Raw genomic sequence first — 23,879 nt, forward strand, 5'->3', positions numbered from 1 at the left:
TCCAGGACAGTGTGAAATGGCCGGATGATGCAGAGCGTTCACACCCGGCCCCACAGCTGGATCGAGCATGTCTTTTCCGCCAAGGCGGTCCAGCGGGGCGCGGTGATCCGGCGGTCGGTGGCCTGGGTCGAGCACGAGATCGGGCGCGACAGGTTCGTCGCCGAAGTGCGGGCCCGGGATTTCCACCTGCTGGAAAGCGGCGGGCAGTTCATCGTGATCTGCAGCCGGGCTCCGATCCGGAGATTGGTGTGACATGCCGGCGGGGATGCGAATTTTCGTCGAAAATTCGGGGGCCGAAACGCAAAACGCCCGCTCGGTCCGAGCGGGCGCAGCCTGTCCGATCCGGTGCGGATCAGCGGCGGATGCCGAGGCTCTTGATCAGGGACTGGTAACGGCCCTCGTCCTTGCCCTTCAGGTAGTCCAGCAGCTTGCGGCGCTGTGCCACCAGTTTCAGAAGGCCACGGCGGCCGTGGTTGTCCTTCTTGTGGATTTTGAAGTGCTCGGTCAGCGTGGTGATGCGCGAGGTGAGGATCGCAACCTGGACTTCGGGCGAACCGGTGTCGCCTTCCTTGGTCGCGTATTCCTTCATCAGGCGGGATTTTTCTTCGACAGTGATCGACATCGGGGTCTCCTTGCGGTTGATGTTTCGGGCACAAGCCGGGATGTCGTCCAGCAGGGTCCATGGAGGTGTCCGCCCCAACGGCGCGGATCGGCAGCGATTAAGCGATTCATCCGAAAAAGAAAAGCGCAAACTTGGCCTGCGCGATCTTGGCCCAGGCGGCGTGGCACGGGCGTGCCGTCAGGCGCCAGGTTGCGCGATCATGGCGTCGGACGCGGTGAGCACGATATCCGCCTCGGTGACGGGCAGGGCGCTCTTGAGGCTCGCAAGCAAGGCGCCGTTCACCACCACGTGGGAATATCCCTCTGCACCCGTTGGCGCCACGATCTCGACCTCGGGCGGCGGGAAGTTCTGGTCGTAGAGCACGACAAGCTGATCCTGCCCCGGTTCGAAATCGAGCAGTTCGACCGGCGCGTCGCCATGGGCGCCCCCGGCACCGACGATGACCGCGTCCGCCCCTTCGCCCGCGGTGACGATATCCCCCGGGCCGGCCAGGATCGTGTCGGCCCCGCCCCCGCCGTTGAGGAAATCGACATCGCCCGCGGCGGGTTCCGGGTCTTCCGGCGATGCGATCCCTGCCCCGTCTTCTTCGGCCAGTTGGGCCGTGAGGCCCGAAATCCAGTCGTCGCCCCACCCGCCGAACAGCGTGTCGGCACCGGGCCCGCCGGTCAGGCTGTCGTCACCCAGCCCGCCCTGCAGCGCATCGGCGCCAGGCCCGCCGATCAGCACGTCGCCGCCCGGGCCGCCGACGAGGGAGTCATCCCCCGGACCGCCGGCGAGCCTGTCATCGCCGGGCATGCCGAACAGTTGGTCATCGCCGGGGCCACCCCGGACGGTATCATTGCCATCGCCGCCCCATTGCGTGTCGGACCCGGCCCCGCCGGACAGGCTGTCATCGCCGCCTTCGCCGCGGACGAGATCGCCTCCGTCACCGGACAGGATGGTATCGCCCCCCGGCCCGCCCGAAATCTGATCGGCGCCATCGGTGCCCACGATCAAGGACGGCGCCTCGCCGCCTTCGATGATGTCCTCGGGCCGATCCTCGGCAGGCGCCTCCGCGGGGACAGCCGGATCGGGGCCATCAGCGGGGCCCGCCATGCCAGCGCCGGCCGGACCGGTGGCAACATCGTTCAACAGGTTGGGGCCACCCGCCGGCCCGGGATCCGCCCCGCCGGGGGACTCGTCACCGTCAATATCCGGCCCGTCGCCGCCGAACCCGACAAAGGCCGTCGCGCCCACCAGTACCATGCCCATCAATCCCGCAAGGAACAGCATATCACCCGCCTTTCTCACCGTCGGGCATAAGGCCAGCATCGCGGGATTCGCACAAAACGTTTCGAAACAGTTGGTTAACAACCCCTTCAAAGGTAATCAGGCCCGCCCCCGGTGTCGGGGCGGGCCTGATCTGTTGCATGGGGTCTTGGTGTTGTCGTTTCTTGGGTCGTTTCGATCAGGCGGCGAGTCTGGGGCCCGCGTTCTGTTCCTGCATGATCGTCCGGTTGCGGCCCATGAACTTGGCCTTGTAGAGCCGCTGGTCAGCGATGTTCAGAGCCTCGGCCAGGTTCGGCTGCTCCCGGGTGCGGAAGTGGTAGCCGCCGACGCTGGCGGTGATCCGCATGTCCGGCTCGGTCGGGATGCAGACGCTGGCGGTGATCGCTTCACGGATACGGTCGGCGATCCGGCCGGCCTCTTGCTCGGTGGCCGAGGGAAGGTAGACCGCGAACTCCTCGCCGCCGATCCGGGCCAGCATGTCGCCCTTGCGGACCACCCGCTTCATCGCCTCGGCCGCCGTCTTGAGGACATCGTCACCCACGCTGTGACCGAAGGTGTCGTTGATGTTCTTGAACCGGTCGAGGTCGATCAGCAGCACGGCACCGCCGGTGTCGCTGTGGTGATCCTTGACCTCGTCGTACTTGCGGAAGAAGCCGCCACGGTTCAGCACGGTGGTGAGGAAATCGTGGTCGACGCTTTCCTGCAGCGCACGCTCCCGCTTGGCCAGCCGACGCTCGCGGGCCAGGAAGGTGCCAAAGGCGCAGGCCGCCAGGACGTTGAAGCCGGTGAGGCCGATGAAGACCGTCAGGAGCCCCTCCTGCTGGTTGAGAACCGGCACGAGGAAGACGGCGGCGAGCGGCAGCGACATCTGCAGGCCCATGAACACGAAGTGCTTCACCTCGATATCCTTGGGACGCAGCGCCGGGGCGCTCCAGAGCAGGCCGATGATGGCGGCCGACGCGATGGAGGTCACGTCGGTCACGGCGACCACGGTGTCCATGGTCATCCGGACGGCTCCGGTAACCAGGATGGCGATGGCGGCGCCGATCGGGCCGGTGAAGAAGGCAGCAAAGGCGATCAGCAGGTTGTGGGTTTCCAGGACGATGCCGGTCGACAGGACGATCGGGTCGAGCATGGAGTACCCGGCACTGGCCCCGAAGATCGCTCCCACAATGGTGTGACGCATCCACCGCGACAGGTTGCTTCGCTGAATGAACCCATAGGCGGTCGTGACAAGCGCCATGGCGCCGATACCGTGGATTATGGGAAGTACACTGAGCATTTGCGGGGCCTCCTTCTGTGGCACCCTCTGTTTGACCTGCTCAGAGGGCGCAACTTGGGCACCACTGTGACATTTGGATAAACACAAACAACTTCCGTTAACCCGGCCTTCACCGCAGTCTGGGCGTACCCCTCCAACCCTGTTAAGAATGCCCTAACGCCGCACCAAATGACGGCGAACAGAGGCAGAAAACGATGGCACGGACCAAGGCAGGTTCCCTCGCCCGGACAGGGTCGGGGACCCTCATTCCCATTCCCGTTTCAGGGCCCTATCAGGCCTTTGCCCCCCTCTCGACAGAGGCAGGGAACCCAGGGGTTTTCGCCCGAAATGCCGGTATACAGCTGAAAAACAAGGGTGTTTTCCCATCGGAAAGCCCCCGCCGGAAACATCCGCCTTCAGGGCATCTTTTCTGCACTTGCGAAATCGGCCGCGCCGCCGCCGCAGTTTCCCCGACGCGAATTCGCGTAAATCGACGCGATCCGGACGCTGCTTCGCGACACCCTGACGCCAGATCGCGCCAGGCTGACACGAAACGATTCAAGATGACGCCAATTCGCACCAAATTCTGTTCGAGCTCGTGTCAAATGATGACCAATTGTGGCACGTGCCACATTTTTGACACGCCTGACTCATCCCTCCGGCGAGCAGCCGCCACGATTCACCCTGGAATCGCCGCCGCCGGAAACGCCGATGACCCCTTCACCGACCGGGAGCCGATCTCATGACCATTGGAACCTACCTTCCTATCGCCAGACTGCGGGCCGCGCTCGCCGCCGGCGTCGCCCTGACCGCCCTGACCGCCTGCGATGATGTCCCGATCAGTATAGAGCGTTCGGCTCAAGAGACTCAGTATGTCGCGATCCCCGCGTCGCAGCTGTGGTTCTCGGTCCCCCAGGTCGCGGTGGCGATGGAACGCCGGATCCCCGGCGGCCGCGAACAGCGGGCCGGGCTGCGAAACGCGACGACGCTTGCCGGTGACAACTATCTACTGATGCAAGCCATGCCGCGGACCACCCGCCTGCAGTTCGAGAAGCTGGAGGAACGCATCGGCGGCTTCCCCGCGCCCTTCACCGACCTGGACGCAGGTACCATGCGTTCGACCACGGATTCCGGCGGGCAGTATTTCTGGGCGGATTATCGCGCCGGTGCCGACACTATATGTGTACTGGGCATTCGCCGCGTGGATTCCAGCACGCGCCAGATGCCCGCGGGCCTGCGCGCGGTGGACGTCATGCTGCGCAACTGCGTGCGCGGCACGGCCGAAGAGGCCCTTGTTCCCCTGAAAGAGCTGGGCATGCGGCGCGTCGGAGGGACCGTTAGCGGCGATTCTGGAAACAATAATCTCATGTTGTCGCCTTTGGCCGCACCGACGCCATAATGCGGCCCAACTTCATCTGCATAAGGCTTTGAATGACATCGTTAATCAAACGCTAACGCATTTCAGATGGGGTCAGAATGACGCCGATAGCACGCATAACTCTACTGCTCGCCTGGGGCGGGTTGCTCGCAGCCACATTACTTGTGACTTCGCTGCCCTCCTCCGTTCCGGCCCAGGCGCTGCTCGGGATTTCCACCGTTCTGGTGGTTATGCTGCTCAAGCCATTTGCCGAAAACACGGTCGCCCGTTTCGCCCTGATCGCCGTCGCGTCGGTTGTCGTGCTGCGCTACTGGATCTGGCGGATGACCACCACGCTGCCCGAGCCGGGGATCACCCCGTCCTACATTCTTGCCCTGATGCTCTTCGCGGTCGAGACCTACTCGATCCTGGTGTTCTTCCTGAACGCCTTCATCACCGCCGACCCGACCGAACGGGCCGAACCGCCCCGCGTCGCGGTCGAGAAACTGCCCACCGTCGACATCCTGGTTCCTTCGTACAACGAACCGATCGAGATGCTGTCGGTGACGCTCTCGGCGGCCAAGAACATCATCTACCCCAAGGACCGAATGCGCGTCGTGTTGTGCGACGATGGCGGTACGGACCAACGTTGCAACTCGGATGATCCCGAACTGGCCGCCGCTTCCCGCAAGCGGCGCGCAGACCTGCAAAAGCTCTGCGATGAGCTGGGCGTGATGTATTCCACCCGTGCCCGCAACGAGCATGCCAAGGCCGGCAACATGTCCGCCGCGCTGGCACGCCTGGACGGCGACCTGGTCGTCGTGTTCGACGCGGATCACGTTCCGACGCGGGATTTCCTTGCACGAACAGTCGGTTACTTCGTCGAAGACCCCAAGCTTTTCCTGGTTCAGACGCCGCACTTCTTCCTTAACCAGGATCCGATCGAACGGAACCTGGGCCTGACCTGCCCGCCCGAGAACGAGATGTTCTACTCGATGATCCACCGCGGGCTGGACCGCTGGGGCGGCGCGTTCTTCTGCGGCTCGGCTGCCGTTCTGCGGCGCGAGGCGCTGGACAGCGTCGGCGGTTTCTCGGGTGAAACGATCACCGAGGACGCGGAAACCGCGCTCGACATTCATGCCACTGGCTGGCGCAGCCTCTACCTGAACCGCGCGATGATCGCCGGTCTTCAGCCGGAAACCTTCGCTTCCTTTATCACTCAGCGTGGCCGTTGGGCGACCGGCATGATGCAGATGCTTCTGCTCAAGAACCCGCTCTTCCGCCGGGGCCTCGGCCCGCTGCAGCGCCTGTGCTACATCAACTCGATGGCCTTCTGGCTCTTCCCGATCATCCGCATGGTCTACATGGTCGCGCCGCTCGCCTATCTGTTCTTCGGGATCGAGGTCTTTGTCGCCACCTTCGACGAGGCACTGGCTTTCGTGCTCAGCTATATGGCGATCAGCTTCCTGGTGCAGAACGCCCTGTTCGCCCGCTACCGCTGGCCGCTGATTTCCGAGGTCTACGAGGTCGCCCAGGCGCCCTACCTGGCCAAGGCCGTGCTCAAGACAGTGTTGAAGCCCCGCGCCGCCAGCTTCAAGGTGACAGCCAAGGACGAGACCCTGCTGGAGGACAACATTTCCGATATCGCCCGCCCGCTGGTCATCCTTTTTGGCCTGATGGCGGCGGGAATCGGTGCCCTGATCTACCGTTGGCTGGCTTTCCCGGGCGATCACGGCGTTCTGACTGTTGTCGGAGCGTGGATGATCTTCAACTTCATGCTGGTGTCGCTGTCGCTGCGTGCGACCTGCGAAAAGCAGCAGCGCCGGTCCTCGCCGCGCGTCGAGATGAAGGTCCCCGCCACCGTCTGGTGGGAAGGGTCCGGCAAGCAGCCGCTGAACTGCACCGTGCTTGACGCCTCGACCAGCGGCGCCCGCCTGCAGGTGACCAATGTGGCCAGCGCCGGCTATGCCGCCCGTGTGGTGGAATCCGGTGAAATCATCACCTTCCGCCCCCAGTTCGAGGAAGCCTCGCATCTGGAACGCCCTGTCCGCGCCTCGGTCCGCAAGATCAGCGAAGACAAGGACGGCATGATCCTGGGTGTCCTCTTCCTGCCGGACGAGCCGATGCCGGTGCGCGAGACCGTCGCCTTCCTGATCTTCGGGGATTCCGACAACTGGTACCGCGTCCGCCAGAGCTATACCCAGAAGAAGGGTATGCTGGCCGGGCTGGCCTATGTGATCTGGCTCAGCATCTCGTCGCTGCCCCGGACGCTGGGCGACTACATGCGCGAACCCGCACGGCGCCGCCGCCTGGCAACCGAGAAGACCGGACCCAAGACCAAGCCGGCACATCTGGTCGCATTTGGCGCCACCTTCGAGGAAGAGGCCAAGAAGCAGGCCGACAAACCGCTCACCCCGACCCAGGCGGTCATGCTGGAGGCGCTCGGATGAACCCCTTTCGCACGTCGGGCGCGGCTCTGCGCCTGTCCTCCCTCGCGCTGGCCGCGGCCCTCGCCACCCAGGCCGGGGCGCAGTCCATCACCCTGCAACCGGCGCCGCAGCAGCAGTCGACCGACCGCGTGGCCTCGGCCGCCGTTCCGATGGCCGACCGTGGCACCGGGCTGACCGCCGCCCCGTCGAACGAGGCGCCGCAGGCCACGCCCGACCGTCCGGGCGCGGCGGACAATGTCCCGATCATCCGGCTGCCCGCCATGCCGGGCATGTCCGGAACGCCCGAGACCACCGGCTCGACCGGCGGCGGGACCGTGATGCTCGACGCCCTGCCCGTGGCCGACCGTGCCTCGATCGGGATGCGCGCCGCCAATCACACCCAGCCCGCCCCGGCCGAGATCCCGCGCAAGGCGGAATGGGTCATGCCGCTGATGCCTGCCGACGGCATTCCGCCGCGCCAGGTCAGCACCGGCGCCTCGATGCCGCAGCCCGGCATCATCCGCCTGACCGGCGAGATCGCCGAGGCGCATTTCCTGCTGGACATGCCCGCCACCGAGGAAAACCCGGCCGAACTGGTGCTGAACCTGCGCTCCAGCGTGAACGTGCTGCCCGACGCCTCGTCGATCACCGTGCGGGTCAACGACCAGCCGCCGGTGACCCTGCCGCTGGACAAGCTGGGCCCGTTCGAGCCGCTCCGCCTGCGCAATCCCGGCCTGCAAACCGGCCGCAACGACATCCGGATCGAGGTCACCCAGGCGCACCGCATCTATTGCGGGCCCGATGCAAGCTTTGACACCTGGACCGAGATCGACCTTGGTAGCAGCGGCGTGTCGGTGCCCGCGGATTCCCTGCCGCTGAATGGCGACGGTTTCTTGGCCGCCGTGCGCGCCCAGACCGCGCTGACCCGCTCGATCGAGGTGCTTGGCGACGACGAGGAGAACCTGGCCGCGATCGAGGAAATCTCGCGCTACCTCGGCGCCAGCGCCGGCTGGGCGCCCCGGATCAAGTTCGGCTCGTTCTACGATGTCGGCAACGGCTCGCCCGAACGTGCCCGTATCGCCATCATCAAGTCCGACCGTGACGCCGTCACCTTCCGGCGCGGGGCGCAGGGCGCCATCGTGATGCTGGTGGAACATACCGACGGCGCGGCGCCCGATTTCTCGGGCATCCTGCCGGCCCCGCCCGCCCCGGCGGTCGTGAACGCGGCGCAGGTCGGCCGTGCGACCACCTTTGCCGAACTCGACGTGCCGCTGGTGATCGGGAACAACCATTACTTCCGCAAGGACGTGCCGTTTGTGCTGCCCGACGACTGGCTGCTGATGGCCTCGCAGAAGGCGCGGATCGACCTGTATTACGGGTATTCCAACACCCTGGCCGAGGGCAGCATGCTGCTGGTCAAGGTGAACGGCGAGACCGTGCAGATGCTGCCGCTCGACGTGGACGGCGGCGATATCAAACCCCGGCTGGAAATTCCCTTTCCCGCCAATATCCTGAACGCGGGCATCAACCGCATCAGTTTCGAGATGATCGTGCCGGGCGATCCCGCCGACCTGCAATGCGTGCCGCGCGCCACCGATATGCTGGTGATCCTGGGCGACAGCTCGATCACGATCCCCGGCTCGCCCAGCATGACGCGCAATGACATGCGCACCGCGCTGGACCGGATGAGCGGCGAGAACGTGATCATCCCGACCCCGGCGCGCAGCGATCCCGACCGCGACGCCGCCCTGCTGATGCCCTTTGCCATGCGGTTCCAGCCACTGACGCGCGAAGGCAGCGCCTCGGTGCTGAACGTCATCACCCCGCAGTTCGTCGATGCCGTCCCGACCGGAGACACCGGCCTGAAACGCCGCGTCCTGCAGCAGGTGCTGACCGGCGTGCAGGTGAATTTCGAAAGCCCGGCGCTCCAGCCCATCGTGGTGCCGCAGAAAAACGCAGCCCCTGCCCCCTCGTTCCGCCTGTCGATGACCAATGACACCGTGGACACCGCCGCCGGGGCAGACGAGGACGCGGCAGAGCCGATGCTGGCCGGTCTGTTCGATCTGCCCAACATGTGGGCCACCGGCGTCGCGCAGTTCGAACGCCTGCGCGACTTCGCCAGCGCCGACGACCCGGACCTGACCACCTGGCTTGCCCGCCGGACCGGCGAAGCCGTGCTGATGCAACTGGATCCGGAAGATCCGAACAACCTGTGGCTCGTGGTGCGCCCGACCGCCGACATGAACGAGATCGCCGAGCGGATCGACGAATTCCGCCTGGACGGTCACGTGAAGGGCAACCTCGCGGTCCTGTCCTCGGATGGCACCTGGGAGACCTGGAATGCCGGCTGGCACCCCCGCCTGGCCGAACCGCTTGAGGCCGGCAACATCCGCACCGTGCTGGGCAACTATGCCTCGTGGTCGCCGATCACCTTCACGGCGCTGACCCTGCTGCTGGCGCTTGTCTCGGCCGTGCCCGCGCTGATCTACGTCGTCTCCACCCGCCGCAAAGGAAGCCGCACATGAACCGAAGGGACTTTCTCGCCATGACCAGCCTGGCACTGGCTTCGGGCTCGCCGCTTGCGGCGGCGGCCCAGCCGGGGACCCTGTCGGCTGCCGTCATCCCGGGAAACCACCCCCTGCAACAGGCGTGGACCGCGTGGAAAACGCTCTGCGTGACGCCCGAGGGCCGCATCATCGACGGCCCGCAGGACGCTGTCAGCCATTCCGAGGGGCAGGGCTATGGCGCCGCCCTGGCGACGCTGTTCGGTGACGTGGAGACCTTCGAACGGATTTACGCCTGGACCGAGGCGAACCTGGCCGTGCGCTCCGATGCGCTGCTGGCCTGGCGCTGGCGCTCGACCGAGATGCCGCATGTGAACGACCGCAACAACGCCAGCGACGGCGACCTGTTCTATGCCTGGGCGCTGGTCTCGATGGGCAGGCTGATGGGGCGCAACGATCTGATCGTCCGCGCCACCGACATCGCCCGCGATCTGGCAAGGACCTGCATCGTCACCCATCCCGACGGCAGCGGGGCCCTGCTGTTCCTGCCGGCCGAGGTCGGGTTCGATTTTGACGGCGGCTATGTGCTGAACCCGTCCTACATCATGCCCCGCGCGATGCGCGAAGTGGCCCATGTCACCGGCATTTCGGATCTGGACGCCGCCGGGCAGACCGGCGTGATGATGATCGAGGCGCTGGCCCAGAGCGGCCTTGTCCCCGACTGGGTCGCGATCACCGCCAACGGCCTCAGCACCCCGCCGCCGCGCTTCTCCTTCGATGCGGGATACGAGGCGATCCGCGTGCCGCTCTTCGCCGTCTGGTCGGGCAACCCGCAGTCCCAGGCCGTGGCGCGCTACCTTGCCGCGGTCCAGGCCAACAGCGACGTCGCCGGGTCCATCACCGTCTTCGACCGCGCCTCGGGCCGGCCCAAGGAAGTCAGCAACGACCCCGGATACCAGGCCGTTTCGGGCCTCGTCTACTGCGCGGCGACCACCGGCTTTGGCGCGCCGATCCCGCAGTTTTCGACCAATCAACCCTATTATCCCGCGACCCTTCAGCTGATGTCTCTGGTCGCCCAAGCGGAAATGTACCCCAAATGCGTTCCACTCTGAGCAACCTCCTCCTCTGTGCCGCCCTGCCCCTGTCCCTGATGGCCGGGGGTGCGCTGGCCCAGTCGCCCGCCAAACCTTCGCAGAAGGACCTTGTGGCGCTGGTCACCTATTACGACCAGGGCGATGCGCCCTCGGTCAATGCCGAGATGCGCCGCCTGCAGCTCAAGTTCCCGGACTGGGTGCCGCCCAAGGACATCGCCCGGCTCAAGAACCGCTCGCCCTCGACCGAGATCGACGCGATCTACAAGCAGATCGAGTTCGGCCGCCTTGCCTCGGCCCGCTCGCTGATCGAATCGACCCGGCGCGACTATCCCGACTGGACCCCGCAGGACGAAATGATCACCCTGCTGGAAACCGCCGAGGGCCAGGCCCAGCTGGACAACGCCCTGATGGCCGGCAATGCCGCCGAGGCGATCCAGGTCGTGTCGCGCACGCCCAGCCTGCTGCGCTGCGACCGGATCAACAACGCCTGGCGCATCGCCGAGGTGCAGGCCCAGCGGGTCAGCCCCGAGGCCGCCGCGGCGACCTTTGGCGCCATCGTCGACACCTGCACCGAGTTTCCCGCCATCGTGGCAACCCTGCAGAAGGCCGATGCGGCCACCACCTATCCGATCGCCGTCGGGCTGATCGACCGGGCCAAGACCCGCTTCGAAGACGAAGAAAAACAGCTCGAAGAGCTCAAGATCGCGCTGGCCCTGGGTCGCGGCCTGAAGGTCGAAGGCCCCGAACTGTCCGACTCCGCCATCCGCAAGCGCCCGCGCGCCCGCCCGATGCCGGGCGAGCCGTCGACCGACGCGCCCCGCCAGGCCGCGCCTGCCGCTCCGCGCGTTGCGCAGAGCAGCCCGTCGCGCAGGTCCCGCGACACGGCGCCCGCCAGCACGCAATATGCCTCGGCCCCCACGCCCTCGACCGGGGGCGGCGTGCTTGGCCAGGTGCGCGCGGCGGCCAAGTCGGGCGCATGGTCGCGCTGCCTGGCGCTTTCGGCCGGGGCCACCGCCCCCGCCGTGGTCTATGAACGCGGCTGGTGTTCCTACAACCTCGGCCGCCCGATGGAGGCGCTGGCCTCCTTCAAGCAGGCCGCCGGCGCCAATCTCGGCGGTACGGTCCAGCGCGACGCCCGCTTCGGCATGGCGCTGTCCTACCTCAAGATGAACATGACCGAGCAGGCCGCCCAGGTCGTGGCCAACACCAACCTGACGCATCAGCAGCGCGTGGATACCGAGACCATCATCCTCGACCAGCGCGGCGTCGCCGCCTACCAGAAGCGCGACTATGCCCGCGCGGTGCAGTATTTCAACGCGATCGAGAAGATCTCGGGCGGGCTGCGGCGCGACCTGGGCATGCTGCGCGCCTATGCCTACTTCAACATGGGCAAGCGGGACGAGGCACGCGACAGCTTCGAGGTGCTGAACAACCAGATGTCGACCCAGGAAACCCGCCACGCGCTGCAATCGCTGGAGTGATCCGGGACGACGGATTGGGAAACCAATGGCCCGGTCGCAGATGCTGCGACCGGGCCATTTCGCTTTGGGCCATTTTGCTTTGGCTCTGCGGGGCCTTGCCGCGCAGGGCGGTCAGGTACCGCACACGCCGCTGTCTGTCCGCCCGGTCAAGCCGCGTTCCGGCTCAGAACAGCGGCTGGTATTTCCAGTTGTCCGCATCGGGCGTGACCTCGTCCAGGTCATAGCCCGCCGACTGCAACCTGCGGGCCACCGGCAGGCCATGATCTGCCGCACGGTCCACCATCGCCCGACCCGCCACCTCGTCCGGCGCGACGCCCCGGCCGCGCATCAGGTCCAGCCCATAGTTGAACATGCCCACCGGATCGCCCGCCTCGGCCGCGCGGCGGTCCCAGGCGGCGGCGGCGTCGGGGTTCTCGTCGGCGCCCAGCCCGTTGTCATCCAGCTGGCTCATCCAGGTCATCGCGCCGGTGTATCCGTCCTCGGCGCAGGCTTCAAAGATGCGCCGCGCCTTTTCGTGGCGGCCCGATTTGGTGACGTAATAGCCCGCCGCGCAGCCGGTCATGCTGGTCTGTCCCCGGGCGATGTCGCTCATCAGGCGGTTCAGGGTCAGTTCTTCGGGGTTCAGCGTGCCGACATCGTCCTCCACCGTGCCCAGCTGGGCGGTTTCGGCAAAGGCGGGCAGCGCAAGGCAAAGCGCGGCAGCAGTCAGGATCGGTCTCATCATGTCTCCTCCGGTTTGGCAGAGCCTAGCACGAAAGTCGCACCCCAGGGATAACCCCATGGTCGTAGTCACGCCTTGCGCGCGGTCATCCCCCGGGCCGGATCGTAACCCCAGACCGCCGCGGCGCCAAAGACCGCCAGCGCCCCCAGCACCACCGCCAGCGACACCGGCGCCAGCTGGCCGTAAAGCGCAAAGCGGATCAGCTCGACCCCGTGCGAAAACGGGTTCAGCGCGCAGATGTCGTGCAACAGGGGCGAGGCCTCGGCCATCTTCCACAGCGGGTAGAGCGCGGTGGACAGGAAGAACATCGGGAAGATGACGAAGTTCATCACCCCGGCGAAGTTCTCAAGCTGCCGGATGAAGGAGGACAGCATCAGCCCGAGCGCCCCGAGCATCAGCGCCGCCACAAACAGCGCCGGGATCACGGCGAGGTAGCCGAACCACGGCACGCTCACCCCGTAGGCCGCCGCGATGGCAAGGAACACCAGGGCCTGCAGGACCGAAATCACGCTGCCCGCCATCAGCTTGCAGGCCAGCAGCCACCAGCGCGGCAGCGGCGCGGTCAGCAGCAGACGCATGGACCCCATCTCGCGGTCATAGACCAGCGAGAGCGAGCTTTGCATGCCGTTGAACAGCAGGATCATCCCGCAGAGGCCCGGCACGATATAGGTCTCGTACTGGATATAGGTCTGGTAGGGCGGCTGGATCGACAGCCCAAGCGCCGCACGAAACCCGGCGGCGAAGACGACCAGCCAGACCAGCGGACGCACGATGGCCGCAACCAGCCGGCCCTTCTGCCCGAGAAAGCGCAGCGCCTCGCGATGCGCGATGGCGAATAGCGCGGCAAAGGCATGTTTCACGCCGCCGCCCCCGTCATCTCCAGGAATCGCTCTGTCAGGTCCGCGCCGCCGATCTCTCCGGCCAGCCCGTCGGCCAGCACGCGGCCCCGGTGCAGCACCACCAGCCGGTCGCCGGGGTGAACCTCATCCGTCAGATGGGTGGCCCAGAGCACCGTCAGCCCCTCGTCCGCAAGCCCGTGCACATGATCCGTCAGCGCCCGGCGCGTGCCCGCGTCCAGCCCCACGGTCGGCTCGTCCAGCAGCAGGACCGAAGGGCCGTGCATCAGGGCGCGGGCGATCTCCATCCGCCGCCTGTGGCCGCCGTTCAGGGCCCGGGCGACCTCGCCCGCACGCTCTGCCATGCCAAGCCGGTCCAGCGCGGCATCCGCCCGCCGCCCGGCCTCGGCCCCGGTGATCCCGTGCAGCGCGGCAAAGTAGAGCATGTTGCGCCGCACCGTCAGATCGAGGTCTATGGTCGGCTGTTGGAACACCACGCCCATCCGGGCCAGCGCGGCGCGCGGATGGCGGGCCATGTCCTGGCCCGCGATCTCGATCCGCCCGGTCCGGCTGGCAAAAAGCCCGGTCAGCAGCCCGAACAACGTGGATTTCCCCGCCCCGTTCGGCCCGAGAAGGGCGCAGAAGCGCCCCGGCTCCACCGAAAGGGACACATCATCCAGCGCCTTCTTGGCACCCCAGGCATGGCTCAGCCCGGTGACCTTCAGCCCGCTCATGATGCCGCCGCGCCCTGGGTCAAGGCCGCACCGCCGCGCCCCAGGGGTATCGCCCGACCTTGATCGAACGGACCGCCTCGCGTTTTTCCACGTCGATGACCGAGACGTCGCCCGACACGCCGTTGGTGGTGAACAGCCACTTGTGATCCGGGGAAAAGGCCATGTGCCAGACGCGGCGGCCGACAAGGATGTAATCCTCGACCTCCAGCGTTTCGGTGTTCACCACCGCCACATGGTTCGACGGGCCAAGCGCGACAAAGGCGGTCCCCTCGTCGGGGGTGAAGGCAAAGCCCACCGGCTGGATCAGGTCGGGATGCACACCCTTGACCGCAAACCGCACCTTGCCGGTTTCGGCATGGGTCGCGCTGTCGATCACGCTGACCGTGCCGCCGATCTCGGCCGAGACCCACAGCTGCGCCCCGTCGTGGATGAACTCGGCATGACGCGGGCGGCTGTCGACCAGGGTATTGGCGACGATCTTGCGGCTGGCCGTGTCGATCCAATGCGCCATGTTCGTCGTCTCGGAGGTGGTGACGACGTATTTGCCATCGGGCGAGACGGCCATCCCCTCGGGCTCGATCCCCACGTCGATCTGCGCGACCACCTGGCGGGTTTCCACGTCGACCACCGTGGTGATCGCGTCATCCTCGTTGGCGATGTAGAGATGCCGGTCATCGGGGGCGAGGACGAACTGCTCCGGATCCTCGCCCGAGGGCAGGTCATGCAGGATCTCGCCCGAGACCGGGTCCATCACCTGCACGGCGTCGCTGTCGCTGGCGCAGATGTAGACCCGCGAATAGTCACTGTTGAAGGTGATGCCGCGCGGCCTCTCGCCCGTCGGGATGGTGCGGATGACCTCCATCCTGGCGACGTCGATCACGCTGATCGAATTGTCCTTTTCATTGGTCACCCAGATCTCGGCGGCCCCGGCGGGGGCGGCGGCAAGGCAGGCAATCAGGGCAGCGCGGATCATGTCATCCTCCAAAGGCTGTGCAGGCACTCTCGGCCCGGTCGGCGCCAAGGGTGTCGAGTTCGTTGACGCGGTGCAGGAATCCCTCCAGCGGGGCCATGGCGACCATGGCGCGTTCGGTCGTCAGCGGGATCGGCTGGCGCAGTTGCCCGTTCCACGGACGGTAGGACAGCGGACGGCCCTTGAAGCCGCCCAGTTCGAAGTCCTCGGACAACAGATAGGCGCGCAGCACATCCGCCTGCGCCTCCCCCGTCCGCGTCACCGCCTCGCCCAGCGAGCGCATGGCGGCCCAGGCGGCCCAGTCCTCGGGGCGCATCCCCCGGCCGGCCGCCTTGACGAAACGCGACTGCAACTGTGCCGCGCCCCATTGTTCGACCACCGGGGCCCAGGCCTCGGCCCGCAGCCCCTCGGACCCGGCCATCGGCACCGGCGTCCAGGTGTTGTAGGCCAGGTAGCGCGCGAAATCGTGCCGCTCGTCGGCGACCAGCAGGATGTCGGGGTCCTTCAGCTCCTGGGTGAAGAGCGGCCCCTCGGAAAAGGCCGACCGCCGCATGTCTGCGTCATAGGCCCAGGTCTTGGTGTCGCGCAGTTTCAGCCCGAACTTGGCGGCCGAGGCAGCCAGCGCCGCGCCCCAGGCCTGATCCTCGGGATGGGCGCCCTGCACCATCGCCAGGTCGCTCCAGCGCCGCTTGACCAGAAACTGCATCAGCGCGTCCGACCGCATCGCCAGCGACGGAAGCGTATGCAACACGTTCGCGCGGCAGTCACCGGCCCTCAGCGCATCCTCGGGCGCCGAGATCGAGAAGATCAGCGCCCCCTGCGCCTCGGGCAGGTCGGCCACGCGCAGGACATCCGCGGCGGGCGCGTCCAGCACCAGCATGGCCGTTTCGGACAGCGCCTCGCGGGCCGGGGCAATCAGGTCCCCGCCCGGCGGGACCGAGACCTCCTCCATCGAATAGTCATGCGCCAGGAACCTGCCGGTGGTGCGGTTGTCCTCCAGCCCCAGCCGTGCCCCGGCCAGGCCAAGATCCTCGGGCACGGTGTCGAGGTTGGACAGGACCGGGGGGTGCTCGACCTCCTGCCGCAGGTAGATCACGTGCAGCGCCACCTCGGCCCGCGCCGCGACCGCACTCAGCACCAACAGCGTTGTTATGCCCGCCCTGAGCCACATGAAACATCCTCCCTCCTCACACCTTATGGGCGTGAAGTGAGCCATCCCATTACGACCTTCGTCGCGAAACCGCCGGTCAATGCACCAAAGTCGAATAGGCGCATCGCTGCCGCGCCTTTACCCCTCGATACAACACGCGACGGGAGGAAAAGCATGTCGAAACGCAATACCCTTGGACTGGCCCTGGCAGGCGCGGCAATGGCCGGAATGGTCTGGGCCCATGGCGATGTCGCCCCGCAGCCGGTGAACACCGATGCCCTGCCCGATGTGGGCGAGGAATGGCTGACCGAAAACCCCTATCGCGCAGACGCGGCGGGCGAAGAGGTCTGGGAAAAGGCCATCGACATCGGGTCTTCGGGGTTCAACCAGAACTGTGCGCGCTGCCACGGCCTGGGTGCCGTGTCCGGCGGGCTGGCCCCCGACCTGCGCTACCTCGAAGCCGAAGAGTACGGCGACGAATGGTTTATCGAACGCTTCCGCCACGGCATGACCCAGAACGGCATCACCAAGATGCCCGCATTCGGCGACTTGCTGGGGCAAAAGGCCGCCTGGGCGATCCGCACCTATGTCGAGACGCGGCCCGATGACGGCGCGCTGGACGACCACGCCGACCGGCTGAAGGAAATCCGCGACATGCTCGAATCCGGCGACATTGCCGACGAGGCCGCGATCAAGGCGGAACTCGCCAGCATGGCCGAAGGGGTCGAAACCGGATCCGGCGCTCCGATCGCCGACAGCGCGCCGCGCCGCGCCGCGATGCAGCTTGACGGACCGGACAGCTACAAGACCGCAGCCGAGACGCTGACCCTGTCGCTCTCGGCCGCGCATTGACGTGATGCCGGGCCGCCGCGTCATCCTGGCGCTGCTGGCCTGCCTCGCCGCATCGCCGGCCTTTGCCCGGTGCGAGGACTACGTGCCCGGCCAGCGCCCGCAGAACACCGCCCCGCAGGATGTGGGGCGGGAGTTCGACCGCATCCTGGACGAAGGATGGATCGAGTTCGCGCTCTACGAGGACTATCCTCCCTGGTCCTACGCAGAGAACGGCAAGGCGGCCGGGATCGACGTCGAGATCGGCCGCCTTATCGCCGAGGACCTGGGGGTCGAGCCGCGATTCCGCCTTGTCGGCGCGGGGGAGAACCTGGAAGCCGACCTGCGCAATTTCGTCTGGAAAGGCGCGGTGGTGAACGGGCGGGTCAGCGACGTGATGCTGCATGTCCCCTATGACAGCGCCTTCACCTGCCGGGTCGAGCAGGCGGTGTTTACCGGGCTCTATGCGCAGGAACATGTGGCCATCGCCTATTCCGATGCCGAGTATCCCGACAAGGGGCCGACGCCGCCCTATTTCCGCTACGATACGGTCGGGGTCGAGAATGACTCGATTGCCGATTTCTATCTCACCTCCATCGGGGCGGGCGCCGACAAGGTGCACCGCTACCGCTCGACCCCAGCCGCGATGCAGGCGCTGGCGGCGGGCGAGGTGATGGCCGCGATGGGGCCGCGCGCCGAGCTGGAGGCCGGTCTGCAAGAGGGCCTTTCGCTGCATCAGCCGCCGCTGTTGGGCTTCTCGCGCTCGACCTGGACGCTGGGCGTGGCGGTCAGCCAGCAGCACCGCGACCTGGGCTATGCCGTCGACGGCGCGATCCGCGCGGCGATGGATGACGGACGCCTCGCCGCCGTCTTTGCGCGGTTCGGCGTCACCTGGAACCCGCCGGAGTGGTGACCCCCCGGCCTGATCGGCCCTGTGGGTCGGTCGGGCCGGGCCTTGCCCCTTGGCAGGGTCCTTTTCCTACGCCTTGCGCGGTCGGGCGGCCGCGGGTCCGGCGGAACCATACCGCCCCGCACACAGTCCGCGCGCGCAACCGGGCCGCTCAGGCGCTGATCAGGTTCCCGGCCTCATCCACCAGCAGGATGCGCCGTGCCATCCCGTCGCGCAGCAGCCGGTGCGCGGTGGCGCGGTCGCACAGGCACAGCGCGGTCGACAGCGCATCCGCCCGGGTGGCGCTGTCCGCCATCACCGAGACGGTCGACCAAAGCGGCACCTGCCCGGAGGGGCCGAGGATATGGCCCCCCGCACCCAGACTCATCGCCCCGGGGCTGGAGGTCGCAATCGCGGCATCGCGCAGGGTCTCCTGCGCCAGCAGGCCCTGCACGGGGTCGGCAACCCCGACCCGGAAGGGGCCGCCCAGGGCCGCCATCTCTCCCATGTCCACCAGCGCGTCGCGATAGCCTCGCCCGGCCAGCAGCGCCGCCACGCGATCCGCCGCATAACCCTGCGCGATCCCGTTGAGGGTCAGCGCCTGACCGGGCCGCATGGATACGGCGCCGTCGCGCATGCGCACCCCGTCCCAGCCCACGGCATCGGCGGCGGGCCGGGGATCGCGCCCCTCGGCCAGCGCGCGCCACAGGGGCTGGACCGTGGGATCGAAGGCCCCGCCGGTCAGCCGCCAGGCCCGGTCGCATTCCGCCAGGATGGCGCGCATGTCCGGGGATGCGCGTTCCAGCCGCCCTGCGCGGTTCAGGCGGGACAGTTCCGAACCGGGGTCGTGCAGGCTGAACAGCGCCTCCAGCCGCCGCAGCTCGCCCCGCACCGCGTTCAGCGCGGCGGCAGCGTCGCCCGGCCCCGTCAGGGTGATCCGCGCATCCGCGCCAAAGACCTGCCCCCGCCAGTCCACCGCCCGCGCCCCCACGGGCAAAACGGCGGCACAGGCCGCGATGGTCAGAAACCTCCGCCGGTTCATGCCGTGACCCCGCGCTTGCCGGCCCGGGCCGCCAGGATCAGCGGCACGCATTGCTGCGGGTCATCGTGGATGGTCACGCAGTCGAGGCAGCCGAAGCATTCCGAATACTGGATCGCCCCGCCCTTGGAGATGGCATTGTAATTGCAGCGCACCTTGCACAGCTGGCAGGGCGATCCGCAGGCCTGCCGCCGCTCGATCCACTTGCGCCCGCGCAGCAGCCCGCCGATGGCCATGAAGGCGCCCAGCGGGCAGAGGTAGCGGCAGAAGGCCTTGAAGGTCACCATGCCCAGCACCAGCCAGAACAGCGCATAGGCGACATAGTACCACTCGCGCTGGAATCCGACGGTGATCGCGGTTTTGAACGGTTCGATCTCGGCCGCCTTCTCGGCCTGCGCGGGGGCGATGAAGGCCACGGCGATCAACCCGGCCAGCGCGGGAAACTTCACCCATTTCAGCCGGCGGTCCCAGCGGTCCGACGGCTCCCACCGCGGCAGGTGCAGCAGGCGGCCCAGGTGATGGGTGAATTCCTGCAAGGCGCCGAAGGGGCAGAGCCAGCCGCAGAACAGCCCCCGCCCCCACAGCACGAAACCGACAATCGCCGCGCCCCAGATCATCAGCGAAAACGGGTCGTAGAGCAGCACCGCGAAGCTGCCCCCGCCAAAGGCCGCGCGCAGCGTCGCCATGACGGTGACGATGGACAGCTGCCCCTGCCCCCACCAGCCGATGAAGACGGTCACCACGGCGAGGATACCCAGCCGCACGGGTGTATAGAACCGCATCCCCGCCAGCCGGTTCATCCCCGGCCCCATCAGCGCCAGCACCGCCACCAGCAGCACGCCCAGCCCGATCAGGTCGCCCTGCCGGTTGAAAATCGCCTCGCGCCAGGGCGGCATGGCGCTGCGCGGGCGGGCGGCCTCGGTCGTGTCGTAGAACCGGGCGGGGGTGACGGTTTCGATTTCGAAATGGGCCGATCCGACCTCGGGCTGGAACATGCCATGCTCGCGCACCGCCTGCACCTTCATCACCCAGGGCCGGGTCGCGTCGAACCCCAGCCGCCGGTCGGTGCGCAGGATCATCTGCGTGCCCTCCGGCACGCCGTCGCGGGTGGAAAAGAACATGTCGGCGTCGCGCAGGGCAATGGGCAGCCCGTCCTGTTCCGCCGCCAGCCGGTCGGGCGCCGTGTTGCGCACGAAATCCGCGCTGACCAGCCCGTGCCGCCCGGCGTCGATCACCAGGATCGGCGCGTCGTCGGGCGACACCTCGCGCATGCGGGCCAGGTCGTCCAGGGCGGAGTCCTGGAGCACCGCGCGGGCGATGGCGGGCGGGCCGACATCGACCACCCAGAGGTCGAGGTACAGCCCATCGGGATCGGCCGCGGCCTCGGGGTCGTCATGGGCGAAGATGGTTCCGGCAAAGGCCTGGTCGACCTCGGCGTTGCTGACCGTCAGATGCGCGGCCAGCCCCTGGTCGACCAACTGCTGCCAGGTCAGATCCTCGGCATGATCAAAGTCGGGACGCGGGGGCGGCGCGGTGCGGATGCCCTGCATCTTTTCCCGCGCCACGGCGAGGGTGGCCGCCAGGATCGACTCATGCGCGATGCGGACCGAGGCGGTCGCCTTGGTCACCCCGGCGAGGTAGACCAGATCGCTGCCCGCCCCCGAGCCACCGTAGGGATTGCCGACAACCAGCGGCTCGGTGATCGCATGTCCGCGATATTGTTCAAGGAAGGCCCGCAACGGCGCTTCGCCCAGGCCCGAGACGAAAATCGGCTCGTTATGCGCGATCAGCCGTGTCGCGATGAACCGCCCTTCGAGGTCCAGCATCACCAGGATGTTGATCGGCGCGCCGGAAAAGCCCGGCAACGGGGCCAGCGGCGCGGTCTCGAAGACATAGCCCGCCTCGCCCCCGCCGGAATTGCGCAGCTCCCACACGCCACGGTCGTTCACCGGCTCGCCAAGCGCATAGGGCGCGACGATCATCTCCGCCATTTCCGCGCGGGACAGGGGGGCCGCATGGGCGGCACCGAGCAGCGCCAGCCACATGACAAGCACCCGGAACGGGGTGAGTCTCCTCCACATGGCGGCGATCCTAGGACCGGCCCCGGCGGGCCGACATACGACCAAGGTCCATGCTGGGGTCATGTTGGTCCCGGCGCTATCCTGCAAGGCGGAGGAGACCGCAGCCATGATGCGCGACAAGGGAATATTCGCCGCCTCGACGGGGCTGATGATCCTGGCCTGGGCGCTGGCCGCCTGGGTCAAGGCCGACCCGCAGATCCTGCCCGGCCCGCTGGAGGTGCTGCGCATCGCCTGGGCCGAAACGCTCTCGGGCGCGCTGCCCCATCACATGGCGGCAACGCTCTGGCGGGTGGCGCTGTCCTTTGCGCTGGCAATGGGGCTGGGCACGGCCATCGGCATCGCGCTTGGCCTGATGCCCCGGGTCGACCGTTGGGCCGACCCCTGGGTCATCGTCTTCCTGAACTTGCCGGCGCTGATGGTGATCGTGCTCTGCTACCTCTGGATCGGATTGTCCGAGGTGGCAGCCATCGTGGCGGTCACGCTGAACAAGGCGGCGATGGTCATCGTCACCCTGCGCGAGGGGACACGGGCGCTGGACCGGCCGATGGCCGAGATGGCGCAGGTCTATCGCCTGTCCCCCGCCGCCCGGCTGCGCCACGTGATGCTGCCGCAGCTGGCGCCGCATGTCGCGACCGCCGCGCGCAACGGGCTGGCGATGATCTGGAAAATCGTGCTGGTGGCCGAGTTCCTGGGCCGCTCCGACGGGATCGGATTCCAGATTCATTTCTATTTCCAGCTGTTCCAGACCGGGCACCTGCTGGCCTATGCGCTGGCCTTCGTCGCGCTGATGGTGGCGGCGGACCGGCTGGTGATCACGCCCTGGACCCGGGCCGCGAATGTCTGGCGGGGCAATACCATCGCTGTGGGCTGAGGGCCGGGCGCTGCCGTCCTGCAAGGACCCGTCCGCCGTGGACCGGACGCAGTTGCGCCTCGCGGTGCCAGCCCAGCGGATCAGACGCGGCCAAGCCTTGCTGCCCAAGCGTGTTAGACCGGACGCCGCCGCAACTCTCCGCCTTACCCCTTGGATCAGTCCCCGGTCAGCGCGGCGGGACGCCCCTCCAGCCGCAGCACGCGGTCGGCGAGCGCGTGGGCCTCGGCCATGTCATGGGTGACCAGCAGGGTTGCCGCCGGATGTTCGGCGCGCAGGTCGCGGAACAGCGCATGCATCCGCCCGGTGGTGTCACCGTCGAGCGAGACAAAGGGTTCGTCCATCAGCAGCAGATCGGGCCGCACCGCAAAGGCGCGGGCAAGCGCCAGCCGGCGCTGCTGGCCCAGCGACATCTGTCCGGGGCGGTAATCGCCCATCCCGTCCAGCCCGACGCGGGCCAGGGCGGCGCGGATCGCATCGGATCCCAGCCCCGCCGCGATGCGCAGATTCTCGGCCGCGCTGCGCCAGGGGATCAGGACCGGGTCCTGGAACACCACGGCGATCCGGCCCGACACCTCGCGCAGCCCGTCGAAGGAGGGTTCCAGCCCCGCCGCCACCCTGGCCAGCGTGCTCTTGCCCACGCCCGAGGGGCCGGTCAGGGCCACCGTCTCGCCCGGGCGCAGGACAAGCGACAGCGGCCCGAGTATGGTCGAGCCGCCCGGCCCTGCCCGGCGTAGGTCCAGCCGCAGCGCCGCCGGTCCGACCGGGGCGCTGGTCGCGCTACATGGCGGGGTCGTAGAATACACCGTCGGGAAGCTCCGCCACATCGCCCATCAACTCGCTCCCGCCGAGGTCGGCCATCAGCGCCAGCATCCGTGCCGCCGCATCGCGGCTGACGGGGCCCGGCGCGGGAATACCCGCGATCCACCCGGCCTTGAGCGCCTGGAACTGGGCGTCGTCCTTCGCGTTCATCCGGTCGCGCAGGCGCTCCCACGCGGCATCGTCCGTGGCCAGCCGGTCCTTGGCGGCCCGCGAGGCGGCGGCGAACCCGGCAACCGCCTCGGGATGGGCCTTGAGGAAATCGCCGCGCACCACATAGCCCAGCAGGGGCGTCTCGGGATCGAGGCCAAGCGCCTCGGCGGCCTCGGTCACGGTGACGACGGGGCGCATGCCCGCCGCCTCCATCTTGGCGCCGAAATGCCAGAAGTTGATCGCCCCCGCGACCTCGCCCGACAGCGCGGCCTTGAAGATCAGCGGCGGCGCACCGAACACCTGCTCGGTCGCGGTCTTGAGGTCAAAGCCCTCGGTCTGCTGGGCATAGGCGCGCAGGATCAGCCAGGACTTGTCCACCGGCCCACCGGCGATGCCGATCTTCTGGCCATCGAGGTCCGAAAGTTTCTGGACCGGGCTGTCGCCCTTGACCATCAGCGCGCCGACGGCCTTGGAATAGGGGATGAACACCAGATCCTCGCCCGCCGCCCGCTGGCGCGCGACCCACAGCCAGTCGGACACGATGGCATCCGCCTCGCCCGCCTGCAGCGCAACCGACGCACCGGATTTCCCGGCCACGTCGCGGATGTCGAGGCTGACGCCATTGGCGGTGTCGAGCCCGTAATGCGTGATGGTGTCCAGCTCCCAGGCGACGGTGCCCGAGGCCTGGGTGGCAATGCGCATAACCGGCGTTTCCGCGGTGGCTGGTGCGGCGAAGCACACGCACAGGGCGAATGCCCCTGCAAATCTGGCACG

Annotated in this window: 21 protein-coding genes; 9 read left to right on the forward strand and 12 right to left on the reverse strand. The window is 67.6% G+C overall.

What is annotated here, in order from left to right; translation table 11 throughout:
- The first annotated feature begins 24 nt into the window (after positions 1-24).
- Positions 25-252, forward strand: coding sequence for an N-(5'-phosphoribosyl)anthranilate isomerase (locus GLS40_RS00100; RefSeq protein ID WP_235905727.1), 228 nt, complete (start codon positions 25-27; stop codon positions 250-252).
- 100 nt (positions 253-352) lie between these two features.
- Here the strand turns inward: GLS40_RS00100 and rpsO are convergent, their stop codons facing one another.
- From rpsO to GLS40_RS00115, 3 genes are all read right to left on the reverse strand, one after another.
- Entirely contained in the window at positions 353-622 is a 270-nt protein-coding gene (gene rpsO / locus GLS40_RS00105; RefSeq protein ID WP_160380573.1) for a 30S ribosomal protein S15, read from the reverse strand.
- Between the two features lie 177 nt (positions 623-799).
- Positions 800-1,894 carry a calcium-binding protein gene (locus tag GLS40_RS00110; protein ID WP_160380574.1) on the reverse strand — a complete coding sequence of 365 codons (1,095 nt, stop codon included), beginning with the start codon at positions 1,892-1,894 and terminating at the stop codon, positions 800-802.
- Between the two features lie 175 nt (positions 1,895-2,069).
- Positions 2,070-3,173: a GGDEF domain-containing protein gene (locus GLS40_RS00115; RefSeq protein WP_160380575.1), complete on the reverse strand. Its 1,104-nt coding sequence runs from the start codon at positions 3,171-3,173 to the stop codon at positions 2,070-2,072.
- Positions 3,174-3,894: 721 nt separating this feature from the next.
- On the opposite strand from GLS40_RS00115, the gene GLS40_RS00120 reads away from it, so the two are divergent.
- The 5 genes from GLS40_RS00120 (at position 3,895) to GLS40_RS00140 (ending at position 12,017) form a co-directional block, all read left to right on the forward strand.
- A complete protein-coding gene (locus GLS40_RS00120) occupies positions 3,895-4,551 on the forward strand; it encodes a hypothetical protein (protein WP_160380576.1) in 657 nt (218 codons plus the stop codon).
- Positions 4,552-4,628: 77 nt separating this feature from the next.
- Complete coding sequence (bcsA, locus tag GLS40_RS00125) at positions 4,629-6,959, forward strand: UDP-forming cellulose synthase catalytic subunit (protein ID WP_160380577.1); 2,331 nt, start codon at positions 4,629-4,631, stop codon at positions 6,957-6,959.
- Positions 6,956-9,463 carry a cellulose biosynthesis cyclic di-GMP-binding regulatory protein BcsB gene (locus GLS40_RS00130; protein WP_160380578.1) on the forward strand — a complete coding sequence of 836 codons (2,508 nt, stop codon included), beginning with the start codon at positions 6,956-6,958 and terminating at the stop codon, positions 9,461-9,463. Before bcsA ends, GLS40_RS00130 begins: the two co-directional genes overlap by 4 nt.
- A complete protein-coding gene (locus tag GLS40_RS00135; RefSeq protein WP_235905728.1) occupies positions 9,460-10,554 on the forward strand; it encodes a glycosyl hydrolase family 8 in 1,095 nt (364 codons plus the stop codon). Before GLS40_RS00130 ends, GLS40_RS00135 begins: the two co-directional genes overlap by 4 nt.
- Positions 10,539-12,017 (forward strand): tetratricopeptide repeat protein, encoded by a 1,479-nt coding sequence (locus tag GLS40_RS00140; RefSeq protein ID WP_160380579.1) that lies wholly within the window; start codon positions 10,539-10,541, stop codon positions 12,015-12,017. Before GLS40_RS00135 ends, GLS40_RS00140 begins: the two co-directional genes overlap by 16 nt.
- Positions 12,018-12,180: 163 nt before the next feature.
- Here GLS40_RS00140 and GLS40_RS00145 read toward each other — a convergent pair whose 3' ends face one another.
- The 5 genes from GLS40_RS00145 to GLS40_RS00165 form a co-directional block, all read right to left on the reverse strand.
- Complete coding sequence (locus tag GLS40_RS00145; protein WP_160380580.1) at positions 12,181-12,741, reverse strand: sel1 repeat family protein; 561 nt, start codon at positions 12,739-12,741, stop codon at positions 12,181-12,183.
- 65 nt (positions 12,742-12,806) lie between these two features.
- Entirely contained in the window at positions 12,807-13,598 is a 792-nt protein-coding gene (locus GLS40_RS00150; protein ID WP_160380581.1) for an ABC transporter permease, read from the reverse strand.
- On the reverse strand, positions 13,595-14,308 hold the full coding sequence (locus GLS40_RS00155; protein ID WP_160380582.1) for an ABC transporter ATP-binding protein: 714 nt from the start codon (positions 14,306-14,308) through the stop codon (positions 13,595-13,597). The genes GLS40_RS00150 and GLS40_RS00155 overlap by 4 nt, the downstream gene beginning before the upstream one ends.
- A gap of 19 nt (positions 14,309-14,327) precedes the next feature.
- Positions 14,328-15,281, reverse strand: coding sequence for a YVTN family beta-propeller repeat protein (locus GLS40_RS00160; RefSeq protein ID WP_160380583.1), 954 nt, complete (start codon positions 15,279-15,281; stop codon positions 14,328-14,330).
- Between the two features lies 1 nt (position 15,282).
- Positions 15,283-16,449: an ABC transporter substrate-binding protein gene (locus tag GLS40_RS00165; protein WP_160380584.1), complete on the reverse strand. Its 1,167-nt coding sequence runs from the start codon at positions 16,447-16,449 to the stop codon at positions 15,283-15,285.
- Between the two features lie 153 nt (positions 16,450-16,602).
- Here GLS40_RS00165 and pedF point away from each other — a divergent pair, with 153 nt between their 5' ends.
- Both pedF and GLS40_RS00175 read left to right on the forward strand, forming a co-directional pair.
- Complete coding sequence (gene pedF / locus GLS40_RS00170) at positions 16,603-17,280, forward strand: cytochrome c-550 PedF (RefSeq protein WP_160380585.1); 678 nt, start codon at positions 16,603-16,605, stop codon at positions 17,278-17,280.
- Positions 17,281-17,284: 4 nt separating this feature from the next.
- Complete coding sequence (locus tag GLS40_RS00175) at positions 17,285-18,169, forward strand: substrate-binding periplasmic protein (protein ID WP_202075729.1); 885 nt, start codon at positions 17,285-17,287, stop codon at positions 18,167-18,169.
- Between the two features lie 148 nt (positions 18,170-18,317).
- Here the strand turns inward: GLS40_RS00175 and GLS40_RS00180 are convergent, their stop codons facing one another.
- Both GLS40_RS00180 and GLS40_RS00185 read right to left on the reverse strand, forming a co-directional pair.
- On the reverse strand, positions 18,318-19,187 hold the full coding sequence (locus tag GLS40_RS00180; RefSeq protein ID WP_160380586.1) for an FAD:protein FMN transferase: 870 nt from the start codon (positions 19,185-19,187) through the stop codon (positions 18,318-18,320).
- Positions 19,184-21,265: a 4Fe-4S binding protein gene (locus GLS40_RS00185; RefSeq protein ID WP_160380587.1), complete on the reverse strand. Its 2,082-nt coding sequence runs from the start codon at positions 21,263-21,265 to the stop codon at positions 19,184-19,186. Before GLS40_RS00185 ends, GLS40_RS00180 begins: the two co-directional genes overlap by 4 nt.
- 106 nt (positions 21,266-21,371) lie before the next feature.
- Between GLS40_RS00185 and GLS40_RS00190 the strand changes: the two genes are divergently transcribed.
- A complete protein-coding gene (locus tag GLS40_RS00190; protein ID WP_328598856.1) occupies positions 21,372-22,136 on the forward strand; it encodes an ABC transporter permease in 765 nt (254 codons plus the stop codon).
- Between the two features lie 155 nt (positions 22,137-22,291).
- Here the strand turns inward: GLS40_RS00190 and GLS40_RS00195 are convergent, their stop codons facing one another.
- Positions 22,292-22,939 (reverse strand): ABC transporter ATP-binding protein, encoded by a 648-nt coding sequence (locus GLS40_RS00195; protein ID WP_328598857.1) that lies wholly within the window; start codon positions 22,937-22,939, stop codon positions 22,292-22,294.
- The gene (locus GLS40_RS00200) at positions 22,914-23,807 is read right to left on the reverse strand and encodes an ABC transporter substrate-binding protein (protein WP_328598858.1); all 894 of its coding nucleotides are present in this window, start codon (positions 23,805-23,807) and stop codon (positions 22,914-22,916) included. The genes GLS40_RS00195 and GLS40_RS00200 overlap by 26 nt, the downstream gene beginning before the upstream one ends.
- Positions 23,808-23,879 lie beyond the last annotated feature (72 nt).

This window comes from Pseudooceanicola pacificus (genome assembly GCF_009789075.1).
In the GTDB taxonomy this organism is placed as follows: Bacteria; Pseudomonadota; Alphaproteobacteria; order Rhodobacterales; family Rhodobacteraceae; genus Pseudooceanicola; species Pseudooceanicola pacificus.

Excerpts from the sequence above, each read along its gene's own strand:
- GLS40_RS00130 (WP_160380578.1), top strand. The coding sequence starts at position 6,956 with ATGAACCCCTTTCGCACGTCGGGCGCGGCTCTGCGCCTGTCCTCCCTC.
- GLS40_RS00145 (WP_160380580.1), bottom strand. The coding sequence starts at position 12,741 with ATGATGAGACCGATCCTGACTGCTGCCGCGCTTTGCCTTGCGCTGCCC.
- GLS40_RS00115 (WP_160380575.1), bottom strand. The coding sequence starts at position 3,173 with ATGCTCAGTGTACTTCCCATAATCCACGGTATCGGCGCCATGGCGCTT.
- GLS40_RS00175 (WP_202075729.1), top strand. The coding sequence starts at position 17,285 with ATGCCGGGCCGCCGCGTCATCCTGGCGCTGCTGGCCTGCCTCGCCGCA.
- GLS40_RS00165 (WP_160380584.1), bottom strand. The coding sequence starts at position 16,449 with ATGTGGCTCAGGGCGGGCATAACAACGCTGTTGGTGCTGAGTGCGGTC.
- GLS40_RS00135 (WP_235905728.1), top strand. The coding sequence starts at position 9,460 with ATGAACCGAAGGGACTTTCTCGCCATGACCAGCCTGGCACTGGCTTCG.
- bcsA (WP_160380577.1), top strand. The coding sequence starts at position 4,629 with ATGACGCCGATAGCACGCATAACTCTACTGCTCGCCTGGGGCGGGTTG.
- GLS40_RS00190 (WP_328598856.1), top strand. The coding sequence starts at position 21,372 with ATGATGCGCGACAAGGGAATATTCGCCGCCTCGACGGGGCTGATGATC.
- GLS40_RS00110 (WP_160380574.1), bottom strand. The coding sequence starts at position 1,894 with ATGCTGTTCCTTGCGGGATTGATGGGCATGGTACTGGTGGGCGCGACG.
- GLS40_RS00185 (WP_160380587.1), bottom strand. The coding sequence starts at position 21,265 with ATGTGGAGGAGACTCACCCCGTTCCGGGTGCTTGTCATGTGGCTGGCG.
- GLS40_RS00155 (WP_160380582.1), bottom strand. The coding sequence starts at position 14,308 with ATGAGCGGGCTGAAGGTCACCGGGCTGAGCCATGCCTGGGGTGCCAAG.
- GLS40_RS00140 (WP_160380579.1), top strand. The coding sequence starts at position 10,539 with ATGCGTTCCACTCTGAGCAACCTCCTCCTCTGTGCCGCCCTGCCCCTG.
- GLS40_RS00180 (WP_160380586.1), bottom strand. The coding sequence starts at position 19,187 with ATGAACCGGCGGAGGTTTCTGACCATCGCGGCCTGTGCCGCCGTTTTG.
- rpsO (WP_160380573.1), bottom strand. The coding sequence starts at position 622 with ATGTCGATCACTGTCGAAGAAAAATCCCGCCTGATGAAGGAATACGCG.
- GLS40_RS00100 (WP_235905727.1), top strand. The coding sequence starts at position 25 with ATGATGCAGAGCGTTCACACCCGGCCCCACAGCTGGATCGAGCATGTC.
- GLS40_RS00160 (WP_160380583.1), bottom strand. The coding sequence starts at position 15,281 with ATGATCCGCGCTGCCCTGATTGCCTGCCTTGCCGCCGCCCCCGCCGGG.
- pedF (WP_160380585.1), top strand. The coding sequence starts at position 16,603 with ATGTCGAAACGCAATACCCTTGGACTGGCCCTGGCAGGCGCGGCAATG.
- GLS40_RS00120 (WP_160380576.1), top strand. The coding sequence starts at position 3,895 with ATGACCATTGGAACCTACCTTCCTATCGCCAGACTGCGGGCCGCGCTC.
- GLS40_RS00200 (WP_328598858.1), bottom strand. The coding sequence starts at position 23,807 with ATGCGCATTGCCACCCAGGCCTCGGGCACCGTCGCCTGGGAGCTGGAC.